Source organism: uncultured Algoriphagus sp. (assembly GCF_963974365.1).
Classification (GTDB): domain Bacteria; phylum Bacteroidota; class Bacteroidia; order Cytophagales; family Cyclobacteriaceae; genus Algoriphagus.
Genome location: NZ_CAXBBX010000009.1, coordinates 1 through 21,015 on the forward strand (window position 1 = coordinate 1; position 21,015 = coordinate 21,015).

Consider the following 21,015-nt stretch of genomic DNA (forward strand, 5'->3'; position numbering starts at 1 on the left):
TAAGCCTCTTTTCTGGTAAGCTCCTGATAGAGACGGGGAAAAGTTTCCGCAAAATAAAAATGCCCTGATGACATAATCATCAAGGCATTTTCTATATAACTTTTGGTATATTATAGCTTTTTCAAAACAATATTTCGCCAATAAACTTTTATCCCACCACCATCGTGGATTTGAAGGTTAACACCACCTTTTCCTGCTCCTATTTTAGCATCAGAGAAGTTGACCATTTCTACTCCATTCAAATAAGAAGTAACATTATCTCCTTTTACAACAATCTTCATTTTGTTCCATTCTCCAAACTTCAAGTTCTTGTCTTTTTCAGGATCTGGTTTTACCAACCAGCCTCTACCGTAAGATTCGTAGATCCCGCCAGTATCATGACCTGGAGGCGCAACTTCTACTTGCCACCCAGAAACTTTTGTGCCTTCTACTGTAGATCTGATAAACACGCCCGAATTTCCATTGGCCTCTTGCTTGAATTCAAGAGTTATTTCAAAATCATCGTACTCTTCATCTGTACCTAAATAACCATATCCTTTATCAGGTCCACTTTCTGAAATCAACAAGCCATCCTCCACGTACCATTTCTCTGTACCATAAATCGTCCAGCCGGAAAGGTCCTTCCCGTTAAAGAGTTTAATTTTCTTCTGCGCCTGAGCAAAATTTACAGATGCTAACAAGAGCATCACCACTAATACTTTTTTCATATGTTTATAATTTATCATTCAAATGTCAATGGGCCAATGTATAATCGGATGGGAAAACCGTCCTCTTATCCATGGAACCCTTCGATTTTACAATTTTCTGATTTTAATATTTTTGAACCAGGTCTCTGCGCCATGATCCTGAAGAGAGATCAACCCTGTTTTTGAAATCGCATAATCAGGGAAGTCATTCCACTTACCGGAGTTACGGGCTTTAGTCCATGCCTCAGAGTAAGGGACAAATTCAACTGTTTTCTGTCCATTCAGATAATAACTGGATCCTTCTTCCGAAAAGATGATTTTGGAAGTATTCCACTCACCAGCTGGCTTCACTGCTCCTTCGTAATCAGGCTCGGTCATTGCATAATCCGCACCAATCGATTGCCATTTCTCCAAAGGCTCTGCAAATCCCAACTGATCGATCATCTGATATTCCGGTCCTGTCTCATATGGAGCCTTATATTTTGGATCTTCCACTACATGGTAAAGTACTCCGCTATTTCCTCCTGGGGCAATTTTCCAAGTCCACTCCATTTCGAATTGCTCAAATTCCACAGGACCAAAAACAATATCTCCTCCGATATCACCACCTTTTCCTAATGCTTTCAAAGCACCATCCTCTACTGTCCATCCATCTGAAGGGAAGCTATCACCGTTGAAAGCTCTCCACCCATCGGTATTAGTTCCGTCAAAAAGTAACATCCAGCCATCAGCTTTCTCTTCCTCTGTAAGTGAGTTCTCTGGCACCAAAACTTCTTCAACAACTGTTTCGGTAACAGAATCTTCTGCTGGCTTCGGTCCACATGACCAAGCAAAGGCTAATAATGCCACCCAAGCGTATTTTGTATTTTTCATAGTACGGTTTATTACAAACTAATTGAAGTCAAAAGTTAATTGATTTTTTTAATAAAGTTCTTCAGGAAAATGAATTTTTTCATAAGCGGTAAATAGAAGAGGATCCTGCTGTTGTTTTACTAATTTCAAAGATTTTCGAAATAGGACTTAGCTTTCAAAAGCCTACTACCATACCATGAGAACATCTCCCCGTCTACTATTCTAATTTTAGCTTTCGGCAATAAGGATTGGTAGAACTCAATATGACTTTCTTTAAATGGAAAAGGCTCCGAACTAAGCAATAGGTTTTCAGGATTCAATTCAACCAGTTCCTTCTCTGATAGCTCTGGATATCGCGAAGTCTGAATTAAATTCTCATAGCCAGCAAAATCCAACATCTCATTTATAAAGGTATCAGTTCCTACTACCATAATTGGATTCTTCCAAATCAAATAAATGGCAGAGCCTTTCTTATGAAATGGTATTTCAAAATCCGAGTTCAATTGCTTAATGATTGCTTCAGCTTTCTCTTCCGCAGCTAGCATTTCTCCCAAACCCTCGATCATCTCCAAACTATCAGCCAGCGTATAGATATCACTCATCCAAACAGGGTACTTCCCCATTAGCTCCTCTATCCCTTCCTGCTCATTCTCCTCCTTATTACCTATAATTAAATCCGGGTATAAAGAATCAATAACATCCATTCGATAGTCCTTTGTTCCACCGATAATTGTTTTTCGATTTTTGAGTTCAAGCGGATGAACACAAAACTTGGTCACACCTACAATTCTCTCCTCCAAACCCAAATCAACCAACAGTTCAGTCTGAGATGGAACAAGTGAAATGATCCGTTGAGGAGTTGAAGGAAGTGCTATTCTTCGCTTAAGTTGATCTAGGTATTCCATGTAAAAGCAAAAAAGTCCACAGGTTTTTAGCTGTGGACTCCGTACTTATTTTATATATCGAAAATCAAATGTTGGATCAAAATCCAACAAGAACTCATACATCAAGTTGATCACCTGCTCGATGTCATCTTTACTGGCAGTTTCTACGGTGGTATGCATGTATTTCAAAGGGAGTGAAATCAATGCCGATGGCACTCCTTCATTAGAATAGGCAAAAGCATCGGTATCCGTACCTGTACCTCTAGATGCCGCAGCTCTCTGGAAAGGAATCTCCTTCTTTCTTGCCGTGGCAATAATCAAATCCAGCAACTTCTTATGAACAGATGCTCCAACTGGCAATACTGGACCTTTGCCAGCTGTGTAATCACCACTAGTCACCTTATTATATAGAGGAGCGGTGGTATCATGACAAACGTCCGTAATAATTGCAGCATTAGGCTTGATTTTGGCAGCGATCATTTGAGCGCCACGAAGACCAATTTCCTCTTGTACGGCATTTACTATATAGAGCCCAAAAGGTAATTCTATGTTATTCTCCTTGATTCTTTTGGCAACCTGAGCGATCATGTAGCCACCTATTCTATTGTCAAGCGCTCTGCCAGAGTAGAATTTACCATTCAATTCAGTCAACTCATCTTTGAAAGTGATCACGCATCCCACGTGGATCCCCATTTCCTCCACCTCATCTTTGGATCTTGCTCCTACATCGATGAAGATATTGTCTAAAGTCGGCGCATCTTCTTTTCCGTCTTTTCTCACATGGATCGCCGGCCAGCCAAATACTCCAGGAAGCACACCTTTATCTGTATGAATATTTACCCGCATGGATGGAGCGATCATATGATCGGAGCCTCCATTGCGGCGCACATAGATATAGCCGTCATCTTTAATGTAGTTAACGAACCAGCTAATCTCATCCGCATGCGCTTCAATCACGACCTTATATTCTGCCTCTGGGTTGATCACCGCAACTGCAGTTCCATAATTATCTGTGAAATAATCATCCGCAAAAGGCTTGACGTAATCCAACCAAATCTGCTGACCTGAAGCTTCAAAACCAGTCGGGGAAGCGTTGTTGAGGTACTTATATAGAAATTGAGTTTCGTTTGATTTTTTTGTCATTTCAATTATTATTAAAGACCATAGTATTCAGTCCATGGTCCATAGACGTCTCACGATGAGACAAGTTTATTCTTTAAAGATTGAATCATTTTCACCAGTTCCTCACATTGATTATAGGTGGACTGAAATACTTCTTCTGCAATATAATTTCTCCTCTTTGAGATAAAAAGAGCTGAGACGACTTCAACGATAGAACGGATTGAGTAATTCAAAAAACGTTGGTATTCTGGATTGGATTGGCTCGTGCTTCCTTCTGCAATATTCAAAGCTACGGAATCTGCGGCCCTCCTCATTTGCGAGATTAAATTAAATCGCTCATCACTGGGAAAACCTTTGGTGATAACAAATATCACCTCGTTAAGATCCATTGCTTTTTGCCAAATAATTAATTTTTCAAACTTAAATGCCATAACTCTAATTTAACGTAAAACTATGGACTATTGTCTTCTAACTATTAGCTCAAAGCGGAATATTCCCATGCTTCTTTCTTGGGATTTTATCGACTTTGTTTTCCAGCATTTTGAAGGCTTTGATTAGTTTGACCCTAGTTTCCGAAGGCATGATCACTTCATCAATAAATCCTCGATGTGCAGCCCGATATGGGTTGGCAAACTTATCCGTGTACTCATCTACTTTTTCCTGCAGCTTAGCTTCGGGATTTTCAGCTTCTGCGATCTCTTTTTTGAAAATAATCTCCGAAGCTCCCTTTGCTCCCATTACTGCAATCTCTGCAGTAGGCCAAGCAAAATTCAAATCAGCTCCTATGTGCTTGGAATTCATCACATCATAAGCGCCCCCGTAAGCCTTTCTTGTAATCACCGTAATTCTAGGGACAGTCGCTTCTGAAAAAGCATACAGCAATTTGGCTCCATTAACGATTATTCCATTCCATTCCTGATCTGTGCCAGGCAAAAACCCAGGGACATCCACCAAAACCAAAAGTGGGACATTGAAACTGTCACAAGTTCTTACGAAGCGAGCAGCTTTCACTGAAGCATCGTTATCCAAAACTCCAGCCATTGATTGAGGTTGATTACCAACAACACCTATACTTCTGCCTGCAATCCTTGCGTAACCAACAACAATATTGTCAGCAAAGTTTTCATGAACCTCTAAAAATGAATCCTCATCCACTATTCCTTTAACAGCATCACGAATATCATACGGCTGGTTTGGGTTATCCGGAATCAAACTATCGAGCTCCTTTCGGCTTTCATCCTCCAAAAGTTCATAAGGATAAACTGGAGCGATTTCCTCACAATTCTGAGGCATGTAGCTCAAGATCTTTTTGATATGCTGGATACATTCCAATTCATTTGCGCAAGCAAAATGCGTCACACCACTTTTAGTGCTGTGAGCAGAAGCCCCACCAAGTTCCTCAGCGGTAACATTTTCTTGAGTGACAGTTTTAACCACATTTGGCCCAGTCACAAACATATAGGAGGTGTTTTCCACCATTAATATAAAGTCAGTAATCGCAGGGGAATAAACTGCTCCACCAGCACATGGCCCCATGATCGCAGAGATCTGAGGTACAACTCCAGAAGCAAGTGTATTTCTATAAAATATATCGGCATATCCCCCAAGTGAATTCACCCCCTCTTGGATCCGAGCTCCCCCAGAATCATTCAATCCAATCACAGGAGCACCATTTTTCATAGCCATATCCATGATTTTGCAGATTTTCTCTGCATGTGTTTCGGAAAGAGAACCGCCAAAAACGGTGAAATCCTGAGAGAACACATAGACCAATCGTCCGTTCACCTCTCCATATCCTGTAATCACACCATCACCTAGATAATGTTCTTTGTCAAGACCAAAATCCTTTGCCCGATGCATGACGAATTTGTCAATCTCCTGAAACGATCCTTCGTCCATCAGCAATTCCACACGTTCACGAGCAGTAAGCTTCCCCTTTTTATGTTGAGCAGCAATTCGCTTTTCCCCACCACCGAGCAGAGCTTCGGCATTTTTCTTTTTCAGCAACTCTATCTTGCCTTCTTTTCCTGGTAAAGTATAATTGGGTTTATCCTGATTGCTCATAGTATATTTTTTAGACTAGCTCAAATATAGCAGGCTTTGTTAGCTATGGAAAGGAATGTTTCCAGATGTAACTATTGTAAAAAGTAAGTAGTAATAGGTGTTAAGAAAAATCCATAGCCAAGGAAGCTTTCGCCAGCACAGCTTCAGTAGGCTACTAGTTGTCGCTGTTCATCTCCGTGAAACCTCAGCGCGTGCTGTAATGAACTAGTGTTTAAAAAAAAATCAGGCAATTAAATTTATATGGAAAGACCTCATTTCAAATAACTTTCTATATTCGCCCATCTTTAAAATTGGCAGCGTATGAGTACCCGAAAGGCGGCGGTAATTGACATGGGCACCAATACATTTCATTTGTTATTGGTAGAATTAGATAATGTAACTTTTAAAACAATTTACAAGGAGAAAATCCCTGTCAAATTGGGTAAAGGTGGAATTAACCAAAATAATCTTGCAGAAGACGCTTTAAAACGAGCTTATCATACGCTTAAACATTTCAAAAACCTGATCGATGGCGAGCACATAGATCAGGTTTTTGCTTTTGCTACTAGTGCAGTTCGAAATGCTGAAAATGGTCCTGAGTTCGTCCAAACTGTCAAAGAAACTATTGGAATAAATATTCAGGTATTATCTGGCGAGGAAGAGGCTCAGATGATTTACCAAGGAATCCGATTGTCAGGCTCACTAAATGGACAGACTGATCTGATGATGGATATTGGTGGTGGTTCGGTCGAATTCATCATAGGCAACAGTCAGGAATCACTTTGGAAACAAAGTTTCGAAATCGGTGGACAGCGCCTGTTGGAGCTTTTCCATTATCACGACCCAATTTTACCTGAAGAAGTTGAAAAGCTTGAAGGGTACTTGGAGGAAAAACTTCAGCCGCTGGTCGAAGCCATAGCGCTTTACAAGCCAACGGGCTTGGTAGGTGCTTCGGGTACTTTTGACACGCTGACGGACATTTATTTCGAGTCAATGCTCCAGTGCAAACTCACTGGACGGCATGTATTTGAGCTTCCCGTAGAAGAATACGAGGCGATTCATCGTATGATTTTGAGTAAAAACAAGGAAGAGCGCCTCCTGATTCCTGGTATGATTCCAATGAGAGTAGATATGATCGTGGTCGCTTCAAGTTTGATCGAGTTTATTTTGCGATATATTGAAGTGGATTTCATCACCTGCTCCCATTATGCATTGAAAGAAGGAGCAATCGCTTCCTTGCTTATTCCGGAGCAGACAGCTCTTTAAGCCTTTCTGAAAAATTTCATTTCTTATATTTGGCTGGTAGTTTTTCACCAGATTAATCCACTATTCCTATGACCTATTCCTTCGAACAACTTCACGCTTTTACGCTAGGCATGCTAACTAAAATAGGCTGTCCGGAAGACCAAGCTAAAACTGCAGCGGATGTATTACTTTCCGCAGATCTGCGTGGTGTGGATAGTCATGGGGTAGCTAGACTTTCCGGATATGTGCGTTTGTGGGAGAAAGGAAGGATAAATGCTACGCCAAATGTGCATGTCGTTCACGAAACACCTTCCACGGCTGTCGTTGATGGAGATGGAGGATTAGGACTGGTTGTAGCTCCATTTGCAATGAAAGTTGCTATTGAAAAAGCTAAGATTGCCGGAACAGGTTGGGTCTCTGTGAAGAATTCAAATCATTACGGAATTGCAGGTTACCATGCTATGCAAGCTTTGGATCATGACATGATTGGGATTTCCCTGACGAATGCAAGTCCACTAGTCGCTCCGACTTTTTCACAGGAGAGACTTCTCGGGACGAATCCCATAGCAGTTGCGATCCCTGCTAAAAACCAGCCTCCTTTTGTGGCAGATTTGGCGACAACCACTGCAGCTAATGGGAAATTGGAAATCCTACAAAGAAAAGGAATGGACACGCCAACTGGCTGGGTTCAAGACAAAGAGGGAAATCCAACTACTTCCGCCAATGGTGTAAAAGACGGTGGAGCGCTACTACCTCTTGGAGGTGACCGGGAACACGGTTCTCACAAAGGATATGCATTAGGGTCAGTTGTGGACATTTTCTCGGCAGTACTTTCAGGTGCCAATTACGGTCCTTGGGTTCCACCATTTGTGGCATTCCTCGAGCCAGATCCTAATCCTGTTGGAGAAGGAATAGGTCACTTTTTCGGAGCAATGAGAGTGGATGCTTTCCGCCCTGCAGACGAGTTCAAAGCACATATGGATAATTGGATCACTAGATTCAGAGCGGCTAAACCTACACCTGGAAATGAAAAGGTATTGATACCAGGTGATCCTGAGCGGGAACTGGAAGCTATTCGTATGAAAGATGGAATCCCATTGCTTGATCCTGTAGTGAAGGATCTGACTGAATTGGGAGCGCGCTTTGGGGTGAAGTTTTAGGGTTGTTGGTGTTGGATGTCGGGTGACCGATGTTAGCGGAACGTACTACCTTACATAGCGTTGATCGTTTAAAAGAATATCGTTTGAAATGAAAAACTGGTTTATAATTCTTCTCCTTATATTTTTTTCATCCTGCAGGAGCAAAAATTCTAGTTCCTTAAAAAAAACCAGTGATACTCTTTCGGTTGAGTTTTCAGAATACATGTTTAAGAATGGACCTTTCAGATTGCATAAGCAAATCCTGATTAAACAGTTTACAAAGGATTCAACGAGCTATTCTTATTATGATTCTTTAGGGACAACCCTCTTAAGGTCATATTCTCTTATCACTGACAATGATCAAATTGAAATTAACACAAACTACCCTACTAGCGATTATGGAAATAGGTTGGGTTTAGTCTATGAGGAGAATACTATTGATACGTTACAATTATTAAAGTATCAAATTTTTAATCCTCCTCTTGATGGAGATGGAGCAATCGTAATTTGTCCAGAGTATGGTATAGTTGGACAATATTCATATACCTGGGGTATAAGTAATATCCTTACCAAATGGGGAGATCAAGAGGTCCCCTCTCAACTTGTAGGTATTTTAAATAGTGACAAATTTATAAGCACTACTAAATTGCCTAAATAAGGTGTTGTTAATTAGCTTTTATTAATGATTCAAAAGTTCCGAACTTTTTTAACTTTAAAGAATCCTATCCAAATCAAACAGATCCGACATCCCTAAAAAATTCAAGCTCGACCGATCTGCTTTTCATGAAAACAATGCCTCTGAACAGGTTAAATACGCTAAAGAGTATAAAGATTCAACGTGGCAGGAAAGACTTCGAATCCATCGTTATCTGAATAGCATTGATTACGGTTATGACATTAATAATCCTCCCAGGGTAGATAAAACAGCTTCTAGCGTTCGCTCCTAAGTAAAATGATAATCAACAACATTCAGCGGTTTAATCTAATCATGTCTTTGATAATTTTAATCTTAAATTTTTCCCTATTCTTACCTCTAACAATAGAGATTTTGCTGACAGGCGGGGGCCCTTTCGCCTTCGGGTTGCTACTTCTTCCTTTTCAAGGAATTGTCCATCTATTTTTAATTCCTGCATTTTTCGATTTCATTAATAATCGAAATTCTCACTCATTTAAATGGACCAATGTACTTGGGGCTTTAATCTCAATACTTTGGTCAATAATCGTCTTGATATCAATTGAATCTTACCCAACCCTGTTCTTAGAAATCTTTTTTTAACTTTAAACCATGTCACTAACTCCCCTCACCTCCCGCCCTTCTTTCGAAGAAAACCCTAAGCTTGCCAAAGCAGCCAATAATCTGAGCACGTTACTTTCTGCTATTGAGTTTAAGTCTATTCCTGATGAGCAAGAGCAGAAAATAAACGAGATTGTTTCGGGAGTAAATAATTTCCCAGGTCCAGACCCTGAATTGCTAAAGCAAATAAAATCCGCACAAGCAGGTATCATCAAACTACTAGATCAAGAACTGAAGCTTGTCCCGCAAAATCACTATCAACTCCAATGGCTTGTTCTCGGAATGGCTACTTTCGGGATCCCGCTAGGAGTGGTATTTGGCATTTCCCTTGGAAATCTAGCTTTTTTGGGAATCGGACTACCAATAGGAATGGCCATTGGCATAGCTATAGGGTCATCAAAGGATAAACAAGCCAATGAAGAAGGCCGACAACTGGACTGGGTAGCCAAATAGCCGGCCCTTCACTCCTCGCTCGTAAATCACATCACTTCCAAGTACAGAAATCACAACTTTTTACCATGCCAGCGCTTAGATCGACACAATACGTTGTTCGAGTAATTGCCAATTCCTGCCATTTTGTGAGCTCATCTGGTATTTTTTCTCAGTTTATCCTTCCCAAAGTATAACCAGTTATATATTTTACCCAGTCTATCAACTTGAGAAGTCAGTTATTCAAGTTAATAAGTTGATTATTGAACCTATTAAGTAGCTTATCCTAGTCAATAAGTTAACTCGCTCTCCTCCGAATAGAACTAACTATCAAAAAGGGGTAGTCCTCAGTGCATTTTTGAGACATATCCTACTTTAGGAGTAGAATAACCAACTTAGAAAGTAGAAAAGTTAACTGCATAAGTTGACTGGGTATATTTCCACTAGAAATGGAACTGTTTTTCGCAAACTTGTTTGTAGAAAAAACAGACTGAACTCAGCTATGGAATTCTCCAGGTATGTTTTTTACCTTAAAAATGGAGAAGTACTACGAGTGATTATTTCCCTATAGAAGCAAACTTCCAAAGAAAGCTGCGTTATCTAGCTCTGAGGCTTCGTTTTAGCTCTTTTTCCCATACCAGCAAAGCGAAATTTCAGCTCATTATAGATCGTAATCGCATTGGTGATGCCCATTTTCATGGCCGATTTGACTGTTTTATAATACAGATTTCCCTGACGATTGGCTTCAAAGCCTGCAAGTGCTCGTGTAGCAGTCAGCGAATCACGGATTTGCATGACTTTAATGATGAGCGAACGCATTTGCTTGGTCAGATCATAGTCTTTTTCCAATTCTTCCAACTCCATAAAGCCCGGGATAAATTCAGGGTTCGTCTTTGCAAAAGCAATGCATTTGCTCACATATAAGGACGCTTTATCTCCGAATTTGTCCTTGCGCTGCCTGTCTTTGGCTGACATCTCCACGGTGTACTTATGCAAAATCTCGGTGGATTTGCTCAGGTATTCATGCAAAAGAATCATATCCTCGTCGGATATCCGCACAGAAATCTGATTTTCAAGTCCCATGGTATCAAAAGTTTAAGTAGAGAAAAGTAAAAACTAAGATAGCTTTTTCGCAGTAGAAGCGCGTCAATGTCTGTTGAAAATCACCCTTCATGGACAAATGCCAGTCAACAGGAAATCACTTGCCAATGTTCTATCTTTTTGTAATTTGAAGCGCTTTTAACTCAAACCCATAACCTATGAATCCCTTAAATCGAAGAGAATTTTTAAAAGGAAGTACTGCCTTGATGTCGCTGGCAAGTTTTGGCTTGCTTGGCATGGACTTTAAAGACCGCGAAGCCCCCCTGCAAGTTGCTTTGATCGGTACGGGCTGGTACGGAAAGTCCGATCTTTTCCGATTGATTCAAGTCGCTGACGTGGAAGTAGTAGGCCTATGTGATGTGGATAGCAAGCAACTGGCCGAAGCTGGAAAATTAGTATCCACCAGACAAAAGTCTGGTAAAGTCCCGCCTCTTTACGAGGATTATAAGGAGCTTTTATCCAAAGAAAAACCTGAATATGTACTCGTCGGAACTCCGGATCACTGGCATGCACTGATCGCAATAGCTGCATTGAAAAGCGGAGCTCATGTTTATTTACAAAAACCGATTTCAGTGGATGTAATTGAAGGAGAAGCGATTTTGGCAGCAGCCAGAAAATACGATCGCAAAGTTCAAATAGGTACCCAACGTAGAAGCACCCCACATTTAGTCCAAGCAAAAAAGGAAATTATCGATACCGGGAAATTAGGAAAAATCTCCCATGCTGAAGTTTGCTGCTATTATCATATGCGTAATAATAGTAATCCAGATGTAATCCCGGTGCCCGATAATTTGAATTACGATCTCTGGGCTGGCCCTGCGCCTATGCTTCCTTATAGGGGAATTTTGCACCGTGGCTGGCGAGCTTTTATGGAATACGGAAATGGCATTGTAGGCGATATGTGTGTCCACATGCTGGATGCGGTACGCTGGATGCTAGATTTGGGATGGCCTATACAAGTGACTTCTACCGGTGGGATTTATGTACAGAAAGATAGCGTGGCTAATATTTCAGATACGCAAACTGCCCTTTTTGAATTTGACGAGTTGAATGTAGTCTGGCAGCATCGCACCTGGGGTAATCCCGTGGACAAAGATTATCCTTGGGCTTTTAAAATCTACGGGGAAAATGGGATGCTGGCAGGAAGCCCGATGCGAGCTGATTTTTATCCTGAAGGAAGAAATAATGGAGAGCCGATCCACTACCCTGTAGTTTTGGAAAAGGAACAATTTCCTGAAGATGTTACCGAAAAAGACAATGAAGTTCACGCTGCACCTGCTACGCGTGAGCAAATGAAAGACTGGCTTAAGGCCATAGAAAATGACACTTTGCCTGTTGCAGACGTTTTGGAAGGTCATATTTCTACTGCCTCCTGTATTTTGGCAAATATGTCAATGGAACTAGACGGAAGACCACTTCGCTACAATCCAAAAACGATGACAGTTGAAGGTGATGAGGAAGCTACGGCACTTTTGAGAAGACCGTATCGTGATGGCTATGCTCATCCTGAGCCGAATCTAATTTGAAATTTCAAATCTCAAATTTCAAATTTTAGTTGCTAAGGCTTTGTGTTTTTGTATCTTAAGAGACACAATAAACCTCAAATCCTCACTTTATGAATTCATTTAATCGAAGAGATTTTCTCAAAGGCTCTTCCGCTTTAGCTACTTTGGCAAGTTTTGGACTTTTAGGAATGGACTTCAAGGACCGAGAAGGACCACTTCAGGTTGCTCTAATTGGAGCTGGTTGGTATGGAAAATCAGATCTATTTCGCCTAATCCAAGTAGCAGATGTCAATGTAGTCGCACTTTGTGATCCAGACAAAAACATGCTAAAAGCTGCTGGAGATATGGTAGCAACCCGCCAAAAGTCAGGTGCTGTTCCTAAACTTTATGAAGACTACAAAGAACTTTTGGCAAAAGAAAAATTAGAATATGTACTCATTGGCTCGCCAGATCACTGGCATGCCCTGCAAGCAATAGATAGCTTGAAGGCTGGGGCACATGTGTATTTGCAAAAGCCAATTTCTGTAGATGTGATCGAAGGTGAGGCCATCATAGCAGCTGCGCGCAAATACAATAAAAAAGTGCAGGTTGGAACCCAACGAAAAAGTACGCCACACTTGATTGATGCAAAGGAACAGATTATTGATTCAGGGAAACTGGGCAAAATTTCTCATGTAGAAATCTGCTGTTATTACCATATGCGTGCAAACGGTAACCCTCCGGTTGAGCCCGTTCCAGACTTTTTCAATTATGACCTGTGGACTGGTCCTGCACCCCTTCGTCCATATGATGGATTACCTCACAAGCGTTGGTGGAGAACATTTATAGAATATGGAAATGGAATCACCGGTGATATGTGTGTCCATATGCTGGACACCGTTAGATGGATGTTGAAGTTGGGTTGGCCCACACAGATCACTTCGACTGGCGGGATCTATGTGCAAAAAGATGGAAAGTCAAATATTTCAGATACGCAATCCGCGATTTTTGAATATCCAGAGCTCAATGTGGTCTGGCAGCATAGAACCTGGGGAAATCCTGAGGACGCGGAATATCCTTGGGCATTTAAGATTTTTGGAGACAAAGGAATGCTGGCCGGAAGTACCATGCAGGCAGATTACACGCCATTGGATAAAGATGAAAAGCCAATCCATTTTGAATGTCTTTTCGAAAGAGAGAAATATCCAGAAGATCTAACTGAGCCAGATATAGAATTGAATGCTGCTCCAGCGACCCGACTTCATATGCAGAATTGGCTGAAAGCAATTGAGACGGATATACTTCCTATTGCAGATATAGAACAAGGGCATATTTCTACGGCTTCGTGCATTTTGGCAAATATATCGATGGATCTTGGTGGTAGAACGCTCAAATACGATCCAAAGACTATGACTGTAATTGGTGACAAGGAAGCTACTGCTCGGTTGAAAAGACCTTACAGAAAAGGCTTTGTGCATCCAGAGCCAAAAAGTGTTTAGGTAACTGATCAATTTGTAAATCATCAAAACCGACTTCTTTACTCAAAAGGTCGGTTTTGTTACTTTTATAGGTAAGTAAACTTTCTACCAAAATGATTAACATCATCCCCGCCAAATCCGAAGACCTGATCCACGTCCAATCCATCGCTCACCGTACCTGGCCAGATACTTTTGGAGCTATTCTTAGCCCTGCACAAATTGATTACATGCTGAATTGGTTCTACGATATCAATCATTTGAAAGAGCAAATTGGACAAGGCCATATTTTCTTACTTGCCAATGAAGGTGGGGAAAAACTTGGCTTTACTGGTATAGAAATCAACAATGTGCCGGGAAAGACCAAAATCCACAAGATCTATATTCTGCCTACAGCTCAGGGAAAAGGAATTGGGAAGAAATTAATTCAGGCTATCAAAGCTATAGCCTTAGAAAATGAGCAAACGAGTCTGCTACTAAATGTAAACAAGTACAATACGGGTGCTATTGAATTTTACGAGTACTTGGGTTTTGTAAATATCAAAGAGGAAGTCATAGATATAGGAAGTGGTTATGTGATGGATGATTATGTGTTTGAGTTGAAGCTTTGAGTAACCTTTGAGGTCTTTATTTGACCTCGAAGGTTTAAAATAAAAACTTAAACCTTCGAGGAGATTTCTCAGTCGTTCCTCCTTCGAAATGACACCTCAAAGGTTATTCAGAATAGTCTCCCAAAGGACCAGCCCATTGGCTGGAGCTGGTGGGAGCTTTTCAAATTTATCCGAAGTCTCGAATCGAGTTTCAATTTCCGACAAATCCATTTCACCCTTTCCTATCTGCCAAACAGCAGACATCATCATACGCACTTGATGATGAAGAAAACCAGAGCCAGTGATCTCGAAGTAATAAATATCCTGCGGAAAAAACTGTCCTAGAAATTCATTGGAAGTGTAAATCCCAGAAGAAAGAACTTCTCGGACATAGTCAGTTTTGTTTTCTGAAGGTTTGCAAAAGCCTTTAAAATCATGCTTCCCTTTAAACAATTGGCAAGCTTCTTTCATCGCTTCCCAATTCAGATTCTCCTTTATATTGACTAGAAAAGCTGAAGCGAAAGGATGGAAATCTATTGAGTTAGAAAAATAATAGCGGTAAGTTTTCTGCTTTACGGATTGGATCAAATTAAAATTGGTGGCGACTTCCTGCACGGAATTCAACTGAATATCCTGCGGCAAGTGATCATTCAATTCGGGTAAGAGTGAATTCATTTCAACTTTTTCCCGAAGGAAAATCTGCACATACCCTCCAACACAGGAAACTCCAGAGTCTGTTCTGCTTGATCCAATCAGAGAAAAATCTTCATGTCCTAACACATGTCTAATCACCCGCTCCAACCTACGCTGAACGGTTGGCTGATTGGGCTGAGGAGCCCAACCTTTGTATCGAGCGCCGAAATAGGAAATGGAAAAAAGATAGGAATATGGTCGGGATTGCACAGGATATGCTACTTTAAATCCCAATGTACGCATAGTAGGAACATACTAAAGAATTAACAGATTAAATTCATTTATCTGCCACTCCAAGATCTAACACAATCGCTGGGTGTTCCAAATTGTGATGGAATACACCCAAAACTCCAGGAGTAATATAAAACCCCAGTTCTATTGGGGATTTAGACTTCTGCATAGGAATATGAAAAAAAGAATCTCTTTGATCTAAAAGATCAAAAACTACAAATATGCTATCAAATTGAGATGGGACAGAAATTCCTTCTGGAAAGTCCACCGTAAACCATCCCGAGCTTTTAACTTCTTCCACAATCGGTGCAGCTGCCAACTCAACAAAATCATTAATTGGATAATTCTTACCCGGATTCAATTTCTCATTGCTAGTAGAAGCCAAAATCCTGATCGACACCAGTGCCGATTCCTTCAATACATCAGATATCAAAAAACTAAGTTTATATAAATCTCTATCCCTTTTCCTCGGCAAATCAATAAAAGCTGTATATCTAAAGCTACCTTGAGTATTATACGCTCGAATAGGCTGTTTAGAATCGTATATTTCATCCTCTTTCGAACCGATTTGGATTAATTTATAATGAGCTGAGGACACAATAATTTCTGGTAAATCATATGTTTTGGTATTCAGGAAAATAGTTTCTGATACCTGCAATGATTCCCTATCAATTATAGTATCATTGATCGAATAACCTGAAATAAGCACAGCATCCCAATCATTCAGTGAATAAGAAGGAACCTTAACATTCCCAGCTTTGTCAGAAGAATATACCTTGGACGAAGGAAGTATTTCAAATTTAAGATAGGGTATGGGATCTTTATTGATTGCATCTCTTAATTCCCACTGTACAGAACCTTGGGCAGACAGATTAAATACCTGAAATGCTGTCATCAGAAATACTATCGCGGAAACTCTCTTCAATGTTTCAGTTTTTAGGCACATAGCTTACTAAAATTGGGTACTCTGTAGCTTGAATCTTAATTCCTAAATTCAACAATGAGGAAGGATCAACCTCCTCGGGTAAAAGTACCGTCTGAAATTCTCCTCTCCGGACACTTAATGGTCTCATAATCACATAATCAAAGTGAGAATCCGGACTATACCTCAAAGTTTCTCCAGAATTCAAATCAACCAACCCCAACTCTACATTCTCTATATTCTCATTGAAAAAATTGAAAGCAACAAAGTTCTCGTTCTTTAATATATTATGAGCAGCAAAATAATAGGCACCAGAACTTAAAATATCATAGAAATCATTGGCGTCACTTGTTTCAAGGACTGTAGTGGGAATGCTCTTTGAACCAAAGTCTATTCGAAACTCCAAGGCCAATGCATTGTTTCTTATTTTATAAACTTGCTCTGTAAATGCTTGGGTCAAATATCCTTGTCCCAACAAATCTGTTGATATTGCTTGTGGGATATAACCTTCTATCACTCCTGGTGATTGCGGAAAATGATCGAAGGAATCAGTCGAAGCTTGATAAAAGATATATCCTGTTTTTTCTTGAGAATCTGAAATCAAAAGTAGTTGATCATCTGTAAGTCCTAATCCCCCAACCAATAAAAAATCTAGCTTGGTTTCTGATATATAGTTCAATGTTCTCAAATCATAATAAATCAGCTTAGACTGATTTCTATCATACAGAACCACACTAGTGCCTGTCATTGTGAAGAATTCAATTTCAATATATTCCCCAGGACCATTTCCCAATTTTGAAAGCTGGCGAGTAAAATGACCCAGTGAATCAAAAAACAAAATTGAATTATTCAACCCATTCTCTAAGACAATAATTTCGTCGTTGGTATATTGAACATCCTGAATTATTCCAAAGTTTATTGAGTCTGGAATACTAAGTGGGACAAATGATTTAACCTCAAAAATTTGAGACAAGTCATTTGATCCTATATTTGCATCATAAAATTCAATTACGTTTTGGCTACCACCTTTGCAAGCACAAATCAACACCACTACTAAAAAATAATAATATTTCATATTTGGAATAGAATTTAAGGCAGGGGATTTCCCCCGCCTAATAATTTTTAGATGCTAATATCAGGAGGTTGAGGCCCAGTACATCTCAGTAGGCATGTTTCACCCGGACTCACCTTACAATTAGTACTAAACCACTTTTTCTTATAATCGATAATAGCATTTCCACATGGCACTGTGGTTTGTGCATTTAATTGCTGTAAACTTAGCAGCGCGAAACTACTAATCAACAGAAATGCAATGAAAAGAGAAATCTTTGTTTTCATAATGACCTAAAATTTGAAGTTTGAAAATATCACAAAGTACTTTGAAAAGATTGTCTGACAACTAAAAATACCCCCCCGAATTAAAAAACAAATTAAATGAAGAAAAAAACTTACTTATCTCTAAAATCCATAAAAAAACCACCCCATTCCTGAGGTGGTTTCTTGTTGGACTTTGAGTAATTATAATTTCATTTATACTGATTTGAATCTAGCTTCTATAAGCTCAGGGTTCTGATTTGTATTGAAAACTGCCACAACATATACAGAATTATTATCCAGAAGGTAAAGAATAAAGAATGGAAATTTTTTAAGTGGATATCCCCTAACTCTATCGAAATACCTGATTTGATAGCCTTCTGGGGATTTAAGAATCACACCTTCCGCATACTTGAGTGAGCTCAGGAAATACTTACCTAATGAGGGACTTACTCTGTTATAGTAAATGAAGGCTGATCTGACATCATCTTCTGCTTAACTAGAATAGCTAATCGACCAAGACATTACTTGCTCTCAATTCTTGAAATCATTTCATCCCAAGTACTAAAAGACATTTTTCCAGAGTCAAACAATTCAAGCCTTTTTTTCAATTCTAACAGTTGCTCAGGAGTTAAATCAAAATTTGATTGTTCAAATTCACTGGCTACTGTATGCAAAATCTCCAACAGGTTTTCGTCTGCAGAATCGACTATGAGGTGGAGCTTTTCTTTAAGAATTGAGGTTTCCATAACATGAAAGATTATTAAATTTAACTCAATCAACATGTTTCTCCAATGTACGCATAAAAAAACCACCTCTCTCAAGGTGGTTTTAGGAAGTTCGAGATTACAAATCTCAAACAGCGTTTCTATTGACTTTCTATTACCCTAAAATCCTCTTCGCCAACCAATCGCCAACTTCAGAAGTTTTGTAGGATGTACCGCCATCAGCAATATCTTCGGTTACATATCCTTCATCAAGTGAAAGATTGACTACATCAGAAATTAGTTTAGCTTCTTCTTTCAGTTCAAATGCATAATCAAACATCATCGCAGCAGATAGAACTGTGGCCAATGGGTTTGCAATGTCTTTTCCAGCGGCTTGTGGATAAGAACCGTGAATTGGTTCGAACAATTTGATGGAAGTTCCCAAAGAAGCAGATGGCATTAAGCCCATAGAACCTGAAATTACCGAAGCCTCATCTGTTAAGATATCGCCAAATAAATTTTCAGTAATCAAGACATCGTATGCTTTTGGCCATTGAATCAATCGCATCGCTACTGCATCTACGAATTCATATTCTACTTTCACATCTGGATATTCCGGAGCAAGTTCTTGTACGGTTTCTCTCCAAAGTCTAGAAGTAGCCATCACATTTGCCTTATCCACGCAAGTCAGGAGTTTTCTTCTTTTTTGCGCAGCTTCGAAACCCATTCTCGCCAAACGTACAATCTCATGCTTGCTATACACATTGGTATCAAAAGCTTTGGTTCCTTGCTCATTTCTTCCTCTTGGCTCGCCGAAGTAGATCCCGCCAGTCAATTCTCTGAAGAAAACAAAGTCAACCCCATCTACACGATCCAATTTCAAGGGAGATTTGTGCACCAAAGAAGGGAAGGTGAATGTAGGACGAACATTGGCAAACAAGCCTAATTTCTGACGCATCAATAGCAAGCCTTGCTCTGGACGAACCTTAGCTTTCGGATCATTGTCATACTTAGGATCACCGATTGCTCCGAAAAGCACTGCATCTGATGCAGCAGCTACTTCGTGAGTTGAATCTGGATAAGGTTCACCGGTCGCATCAATTGCTGCGGCTCCTACTACTGCTTCTGTAAAAGTGATTTTGTGTCCGAATTTCTGGCCAATAGCTTTCACTACTTTCACAGCCTGGTCGATTACTTCAGGTCCGATGCCATCACCCGGCAACAGCGCGATATTCATTTCCATAAAACTTGGATTCTTCTTTCGTTGGTGTTTGATTGAATGATTCGACGATGTTCAGCATTTTCTCTGTGGCCATCATCGCAGCCACTGTTTGATCGGGATCTAGCCCTTTCGTTTTAAATATTTTTCCATAATCCCAAGTCACAACTGTCTCCACAAAAGCATCTGTTTTGCCTCCAGGAGGAATCGAAACGTGGTAATCGATCAACTTGGGAAGTTGTCTTTTTCGGGATTTGTAAATTTCTTTTACTGCACGCATAAATGCATCATATTGCCCATCTCCAGATGCATGTGCGTCATATGATTTTCCGTAAATGTTTAAGCGAAGTTGCACAGAAGGTTTTAGACCTTGAGAATGGGTCATATGGTAGCCTTCGATGAAAATATTTTTGGAAATAGAGTTATTCTGCAACACATCGGAAATGATGTAAGGCAGATCTTCCGTAGTGACCCGCTCTTTTTTATCACCAAGTTCGATGATTCGCTGAGTCACTTTCGTCAGTTCCTCTTTTTCTAAAGAAATCCCCAACTCTTCCAAATTCTTTAGAATATTGGCTTTGCCGGAAGTTTTGCCAAGGGCATATTTCCGCTGGCGACCAAATCGCTCTGGAAGCAAATCGTTGAAATAGAGATTCTTTTTATTGTCCCCGTCAGCGTGAATTCCTGCAGTTTGAGTAAAGACATTTTCGCCAACTACAGGCTTATTTGCAGGAATATGCTGTCCGGAAAACTGCTCTACCAACTTACTTACTCGGTAGATTTTCTGCTCCTGCACATTGATCTGAAGATCAGTGAAATCTTTGATCACTGCGATCACTGACTCCAATGGAGCATTTCCAGCTCTTTCTCCAAGCCCATTGATCGTAGTATGAATTCCAGAAGCTCCGTACATGATGGCTTCCATGACGTTGGCTACAGAAAGATCGTAGTCATTATGCGCATGGAAATCAAAATGGGCGTTCGGGAATTTGGTAGATATTTGGATGAAAAATGCCTTTGTCTCTTCCGGAGAAAGCAGTCCCAACGTATCTGGAAGCATAATTCTCTTCACAGGAAGAGTCGTCAGAAATCCGATCAAGGCTAACGTGTATTCCTGAGAATTCCGCATACCATTCGACCAATCTTCCAGATACACATTTACATCAATCCCATTTTCCTGAGCATATTCAATGCTCTTTTGGATGTCTGCAAAATGCTCATCCTGAGTTTTTTTCAATTGATGCACAAGGTGATTAAGGGAACCTTTTGTAAGCAGATTCATCACTTTGGCACCAGCCTTCAACAGCCAATCCACCGAAGCGGGAGTATCCACAAAACCTAAAACCTCAACCCTATCCAGATAGCCTTTCTCAGCTGCCCAGTGTGTGATTTTTTGCACCCCTTCCAATTCCCCATCTGAAACTCTAGCTGAAGCAACCTCTATTCGATCTACCTTCAATTCATCCAGCAAAAGCTTAGCGATCTGCAGCTTTTCAGAAGGCAAGAAGGAAACGCTAGAGGTCTGTTCACCATCCCTCAGCGTAGTATCCATTATTTCAATGCGCTTCCCTGCGGCCATTTTCAC

At 40.2% G+C, this 21,015-nt stretch carries 20 protein-coding genes; 7 read left to right on the forward strand and 13 right to left on the reverse strand.

Annotation, left to right across the window (positions count from 1 at the left end; genetic code table 11):
• Positions 1-110 precede the first annotated feature (110 nt).
• The 6 genes from AACZ87_RS12900 to AACZ87_RS12925 form a co-directional block, all read right to left on the reverse strand.
• The gene (locus AACZ87_RS12900) at positions 111-707 is read right to left on the reverse strand and encodes a DUF1080 domain-containing protein (RefSeq protein ID WP_339867741.1); all 597 of its coding nucleotides are present in this window, start codon (positions 705-707) and stop codon (positions 111-113) included.
• Positions 708-794: 87 nt separating this feature from the next.
• Positions 795-1,559: a DUF1080 domain-containing protein gene (locus AACZ87_RS12905; protein ID WP_339867743.1), complete on the reverse strand. Its 765-nt coding sequence runs from the start codon at positions 1,557-1,559 to the stop codon at positions 795-797.
• A gap of 125 nt (positions 1,560-1,684) precedes the next feature.
• On the reverse strand, positions 1,685-2,443 hold the full coding sequence (locus AACZ87_RS12910) for a helical backbone metal receptor (RefSeq protein ID WP_339867744.1): 759 nt from the start codon (positions 2,441-2,443) through the stop codon (positions 1,685-1,687).
• Positions 2,444-2,488: 45 nt separating this feature from the next.
• The gene (locus AACZ87_RS12915) at positions 2,489-3,565 is read right to left on the reverse strand and encodes a M42 family metallopeptidase (RefSeq protein ID WP_339867746.1); all 1,077 of its coding nucleotides are present in this window, start codon (positions 3,563-3,565) and stop codon (positions 2,489-2,491) included.
• Between the two features lie 50 nt (positions 3,566-3,615).
• Positions 3,616-3,975 (reverse strand): four helix bundle protein, encoded by a 360-nt coding sequence (locus tag AACZ87_RS12920; protein ID WP_339867748.1) that lies wholly within the window; start codon positions 3,973-3,975, stop codon positions 3,616-3,618.
• Between the two features lie 49 nt (positions 3,976-4,024).
• Positions 4,025-5,608: an acyl-CoA carboxylase subunit beta gene (locus AACZ87_RS12925; RefSeq protein ID WP_339867749.1), complete on the reverse strand. Its 1,584-nt coding sequence runs from the start codon at positions 5,606-5,608 to the stop codon at positions 4,025-4,027.
• 300 nt (positions 5,609-5,908) lie between these two features.
• On the opposite strand from AACZ87_RS12925, the gene AACZ87_RS12930 reads away from it, so the two are divergent.
• From AACZ87_RS12930 to AACZ87_RS12945, 4 genes are all read left to right on the forward strand, one after another.
• Complete coding sequence (locus AACZ87_RS12930) at positions 5,909-6,853, forward strand: Ppx/GppA phosphatase family protein (protein WP_339867750.1); 945 nt, start codon at positions 5,909-5,911, stop codon at positions 6,851-6,853.
• A gap of 68 nt (positions 6,854-6,921) precedes the next feature.
• Positions 6,922-7,992 (forward strand): Ldh family oxidoreductase, encoded by a 1,071-nt coding sequence (locus AACZ87_RS12935; RefSeq protein WP_339867751.1) that lies wholly within the window; start codon positions 6,922-6,924, stop codon positions 7,990-7,992.
• 88 nt (positions 7,993-8,080) lie between these two features.
• Positions 8,081-8,629, forward strand: a complete 549-nt coding sequence (locus AACZ87_RS12940; RefSeq protein WP_339867753.1) for a hypothetical protein — start codon at positions 8,081-8,083, stop codon at positions 8,627-8,629.
• A gap of 627 nt (positions 8,630-9,256) precedes the next feature.
• A complete protein-coding gene (locus tag AACZ87_RS12945) occupies positions 9,257-9,718 on the forward strand; it encodes a hypothetical protein (protein WP_339867755.1) in 462 nt (153 codons plus the stop codon).
• Positions 9,719-10,294: 576 nt separating this feature from the next.
• Here the strand turns inward: AACZ87_RS12945 and AACZ87_RS12950 are convergent.
• Positions 10,295-10,777 (reverse strand): hypothetical protein, encoded by a 483-nt coding sequence (locus AACZ87_RS12950; protein ID WP_339867757.1) that lies wholly within the window; start codon positions 10,775-10,777, stop codon positions 10,295-10,297.
• Between the two features lie 176 nt (positions 10,778-10,953).
• Between AACZ87_RS12950 and AACZ87_RS12955 the strand changes: the two genes are divergently transcribed.
• The 3 genes from AACZ87_RS12955 to AACZ87_RS12965 all read left to right on the forward strand — a co-directional run bounded on the left by AACZ87_RS12955 (position 10,954) and on the right by AACZ87_RS12965 (position 14,365).
• On the forward strand, positions 10,954-12,321 hold the full coding sequence (locus AACZ87_RS12955) for a Gfo/Idh/MocA family oxidoreductase (protein WP_339867758.1): 1,368 nt from the start codon (positions 10,954-10,956) through the stop codon (positions 12,319-12,321).
• Positions 12,322-12,410: 89 nt separating this feature from the next.
• Positions 12,411-13,778 (forward strand): Gfo/Idh/MocA family oxidoreductase, encoded by a 1,368-nt coding sequence (locus AACZ87_RS12960; protein ID WP_339867760.1) that lies wholly within the window; start codon positions 12,411-12,413, stop codon positions 13,776-13,778.
• Positions 13,779-13,870: 92 nt separating this feature from the next.
• Positions 13,871-14,365: a GNAT family N-acetyltransferase gene (locus tag AACZ87_RS12965; protein ID WP_339867762.1), complete on the forward strand. Its 495-nt coding sequence runs from the start codon at positions 13,871-13,873 to the stop codon at positions 14,363-14,365.
• A gap of 96 nt (positions 14,366-14,461) precedes the next feature.
• On the opposite strand, the gene truA is transcribed toward AACZ87_RS12965, so the two are convergent.
• The 6 genes from truA to AACZ87_RS12995 all read right to left on the reverse strand — a co-directional run bounded on the left by truA (position 14,462) and on the right by AACZ87_RS12995 (position 21,009).
• Complete coding sequence (gene truA / locus AACZ87_RS12970; protein WP_339867763.1) at positions 14,462-15,280, reverse strand: tRNA pseudouridine(38-40) synthase TruA; 819 nt, start codon at positions 15,278-15,280, stop codon at positions 14,462-14,464.
• A gap of 34 nt (positions 15,281-15,314) precedes the next feature.
• Entirely contained in the window at positions 15,315-16,193 is an 879-nt protein-coding gene (locus AACZ87_RS12975) for a hypothetical protein (protein WP_339867765.1), read from the reverse strand.
• 4 nt (positions 16,194-16,197) lie between these two features.
• Entirely contained in the window at positions 16,198-17,265 is a 1,068-nt protein-coding gene (locus AACZ87_RS12980) for a 6-bladed beta-propeller (RefSeq protein WP_339867767.1), read from the reverse strand.
• Positions 17,266-18,028: 763 nt separating this feature from the next.
• Positions 18,029-18,253: an addiction module protein gene (locus tag AACZ87_RS12985; protein ID WP_339867769.1), complete on the reverse strand. Its 225-nt coding sequence runs from the start codon at positions 18,251-18,253 to the stop codon at positions 18,029-18,031.
• A gap of 133 nt (positions 18,254-18,386) precedes the next feature.
• Complete coding sequence (leuB, locus tag AACZ87_RS12990) at positions 18,387-19,454, reverse strand: 3-isopropylmalate dehydrogenase (protein ID WP_339867771.1); 1,068 nt, start codon at positions 19,452-19,454, stop codon at positions 18,387-18,389.
• On the reverse strand, positions 19,423-21,009 hold the full coding sequence (locus AACZ87_RS12995; protein WP_339867773.1) for an alpha-isopropylmalate synthase regulatory domain-containing protein: 1,587 nt from the start codon (positions 21,007-21,009) through the stop codon (positions 19,423-19,425). The genes leuB and AACZ87_RS12995 overlap by 32 nt, the downstream gene beginning before the upstream one ends.
• Between the last annotated feature and the right edge of the window lie 6 nt (positions 21,010-21,015).

Bases quoted from the DNA above. Each gene is read 5' to 3' on its own strand.
- AACZ87_RS12900 (WP_339867741.1), bottom strand. From the start codon at position 707: ATGAAAAAAGTATTAGTGGTGATGCTCTTGTTAGCATCTGTAAATTTT.
- AACZ87_RS12905 (WP_339867743.1), bottom strand. From the start codon at position 1,559: ATGAAAAATACAAAATACGCTTGGGTGGCATTATTAGCCTTTGCTTGG.
- AACZ87_RS12910 (WP_339867744.1), bottom strand. From the start codon at position 2,443: ATGGAATACCTAGATCAACTTAAGCGAAGAATAGCACTTCCTTCAACT.
- AACZ87_RS12915 (WP_339867746.1), bottom strand. From the start codon at position 3,565: ATGACAAAAAAATCAAACGAAACTCAATTTCTATATAAGTACCTCAAC.
- AACZ87_RS12920 (WP_339867748.1), bottom strand. From the start codon at position 3,975: ATGGCATTTAAGTTTGAAAAATTAATTATTTGGCAAAAAGCAATGGAT.
- AACZ87_RS12925 (WP_339867749.1), bottom strand. From the start codon at position 5,608: ATGAGCAATCAGGATAAACCCAATTATACTTTACCAGGAAAAGAAGGC.
- AACZ87_RS12930 (WP_339867750.1), top strand. From the start codon at position 5,909: ATGAGTACCCGAAAGGCGGCGGTAATTGACATGGGCACCAATACATTT.
- AACZ87_RS12935 (WP_339867751.1), top strand. From the start codon at position 6,922: ATGACCTATTCCTTCGAACAACTTCACGCTTTTACGCTAGGCATGCTA.
- AACZ87_RS12940 (WP_339867753.1), top strand. From the start codon at position 8,081: ATGAAAAACTGGTTTATAATTCTTCTCCTTATATTTTTTTCATCCTGC.
- AACZ87_RS12945 (WP_339867755.1), top strand. From the start codon at position 9,257: ATGTCACTAACTCCCCTCACCTCCCGCCCTTCTTTCGAAGAAAACCCT.
- AACZ87_RS12950 (WP_339867757.1), bottom strand. From the start codon at position 10,777: ATGGGACTTGAAAATCAGATTTCTGTGCGGATATCCGACGAGGATATG.
- AACZ87_RS12955 (WP_339867758.1), top strand. From the start codon at position 10,954: ATGAATCCCTTAAATCGAAGAGAATTTTTAAAAGGAAGTACTGCCTTG.
- AACZ87_RS12960 (WP_339867760.1), top strand. From the start codon at position 12,411: ATGAATTCATTTAATCGAAGAGATTTTCTCAAAGGCTCTTCCGCTTTA.
- AACZ87_RS12965 (WP_339867762.1), top strand. From the start codon at position 13,871: ATGATTAACATCATCCCCGCCAAATCCGAAGACCTGATCCACGTCCAA.
- truA (WP_339867763.1), bottom strand. From the start codon at position 15,280: ATGCGTACATTGGGATTTAAAGTAGCATATCCTGTGCAATCCCGACCA.
- AACZ87_RS12980 (WP_339867767.1), bottom strand. From the start codon at position 17,265: ATGAAATATTATTATTTTTTAGTAGTGGTGTTGATTTGTGCTTGCAAA.
- AACZ87_RS12985 (WP_339867769.1), bottom strand. From the start codon at position 18,253: ATGGAAACCTCAATTCTTAAAGAAAAGCTCCACCTCATAGTCGATTCT.
- leuB (WP_339867771.1), bottom strand. From the start codon at position 19,454: ATGGAAATGAATATCGCGCTGTTGCCGGGTGATGGCATCGGACCTGAA.
- AACZ87_RS12995 (WP_339867773.1), bottom strand. From the start codon at position 21,009: ATGGCCGCAGGGAAGCGCATTGAAATAATGGATACTACGCTGAGGGAT.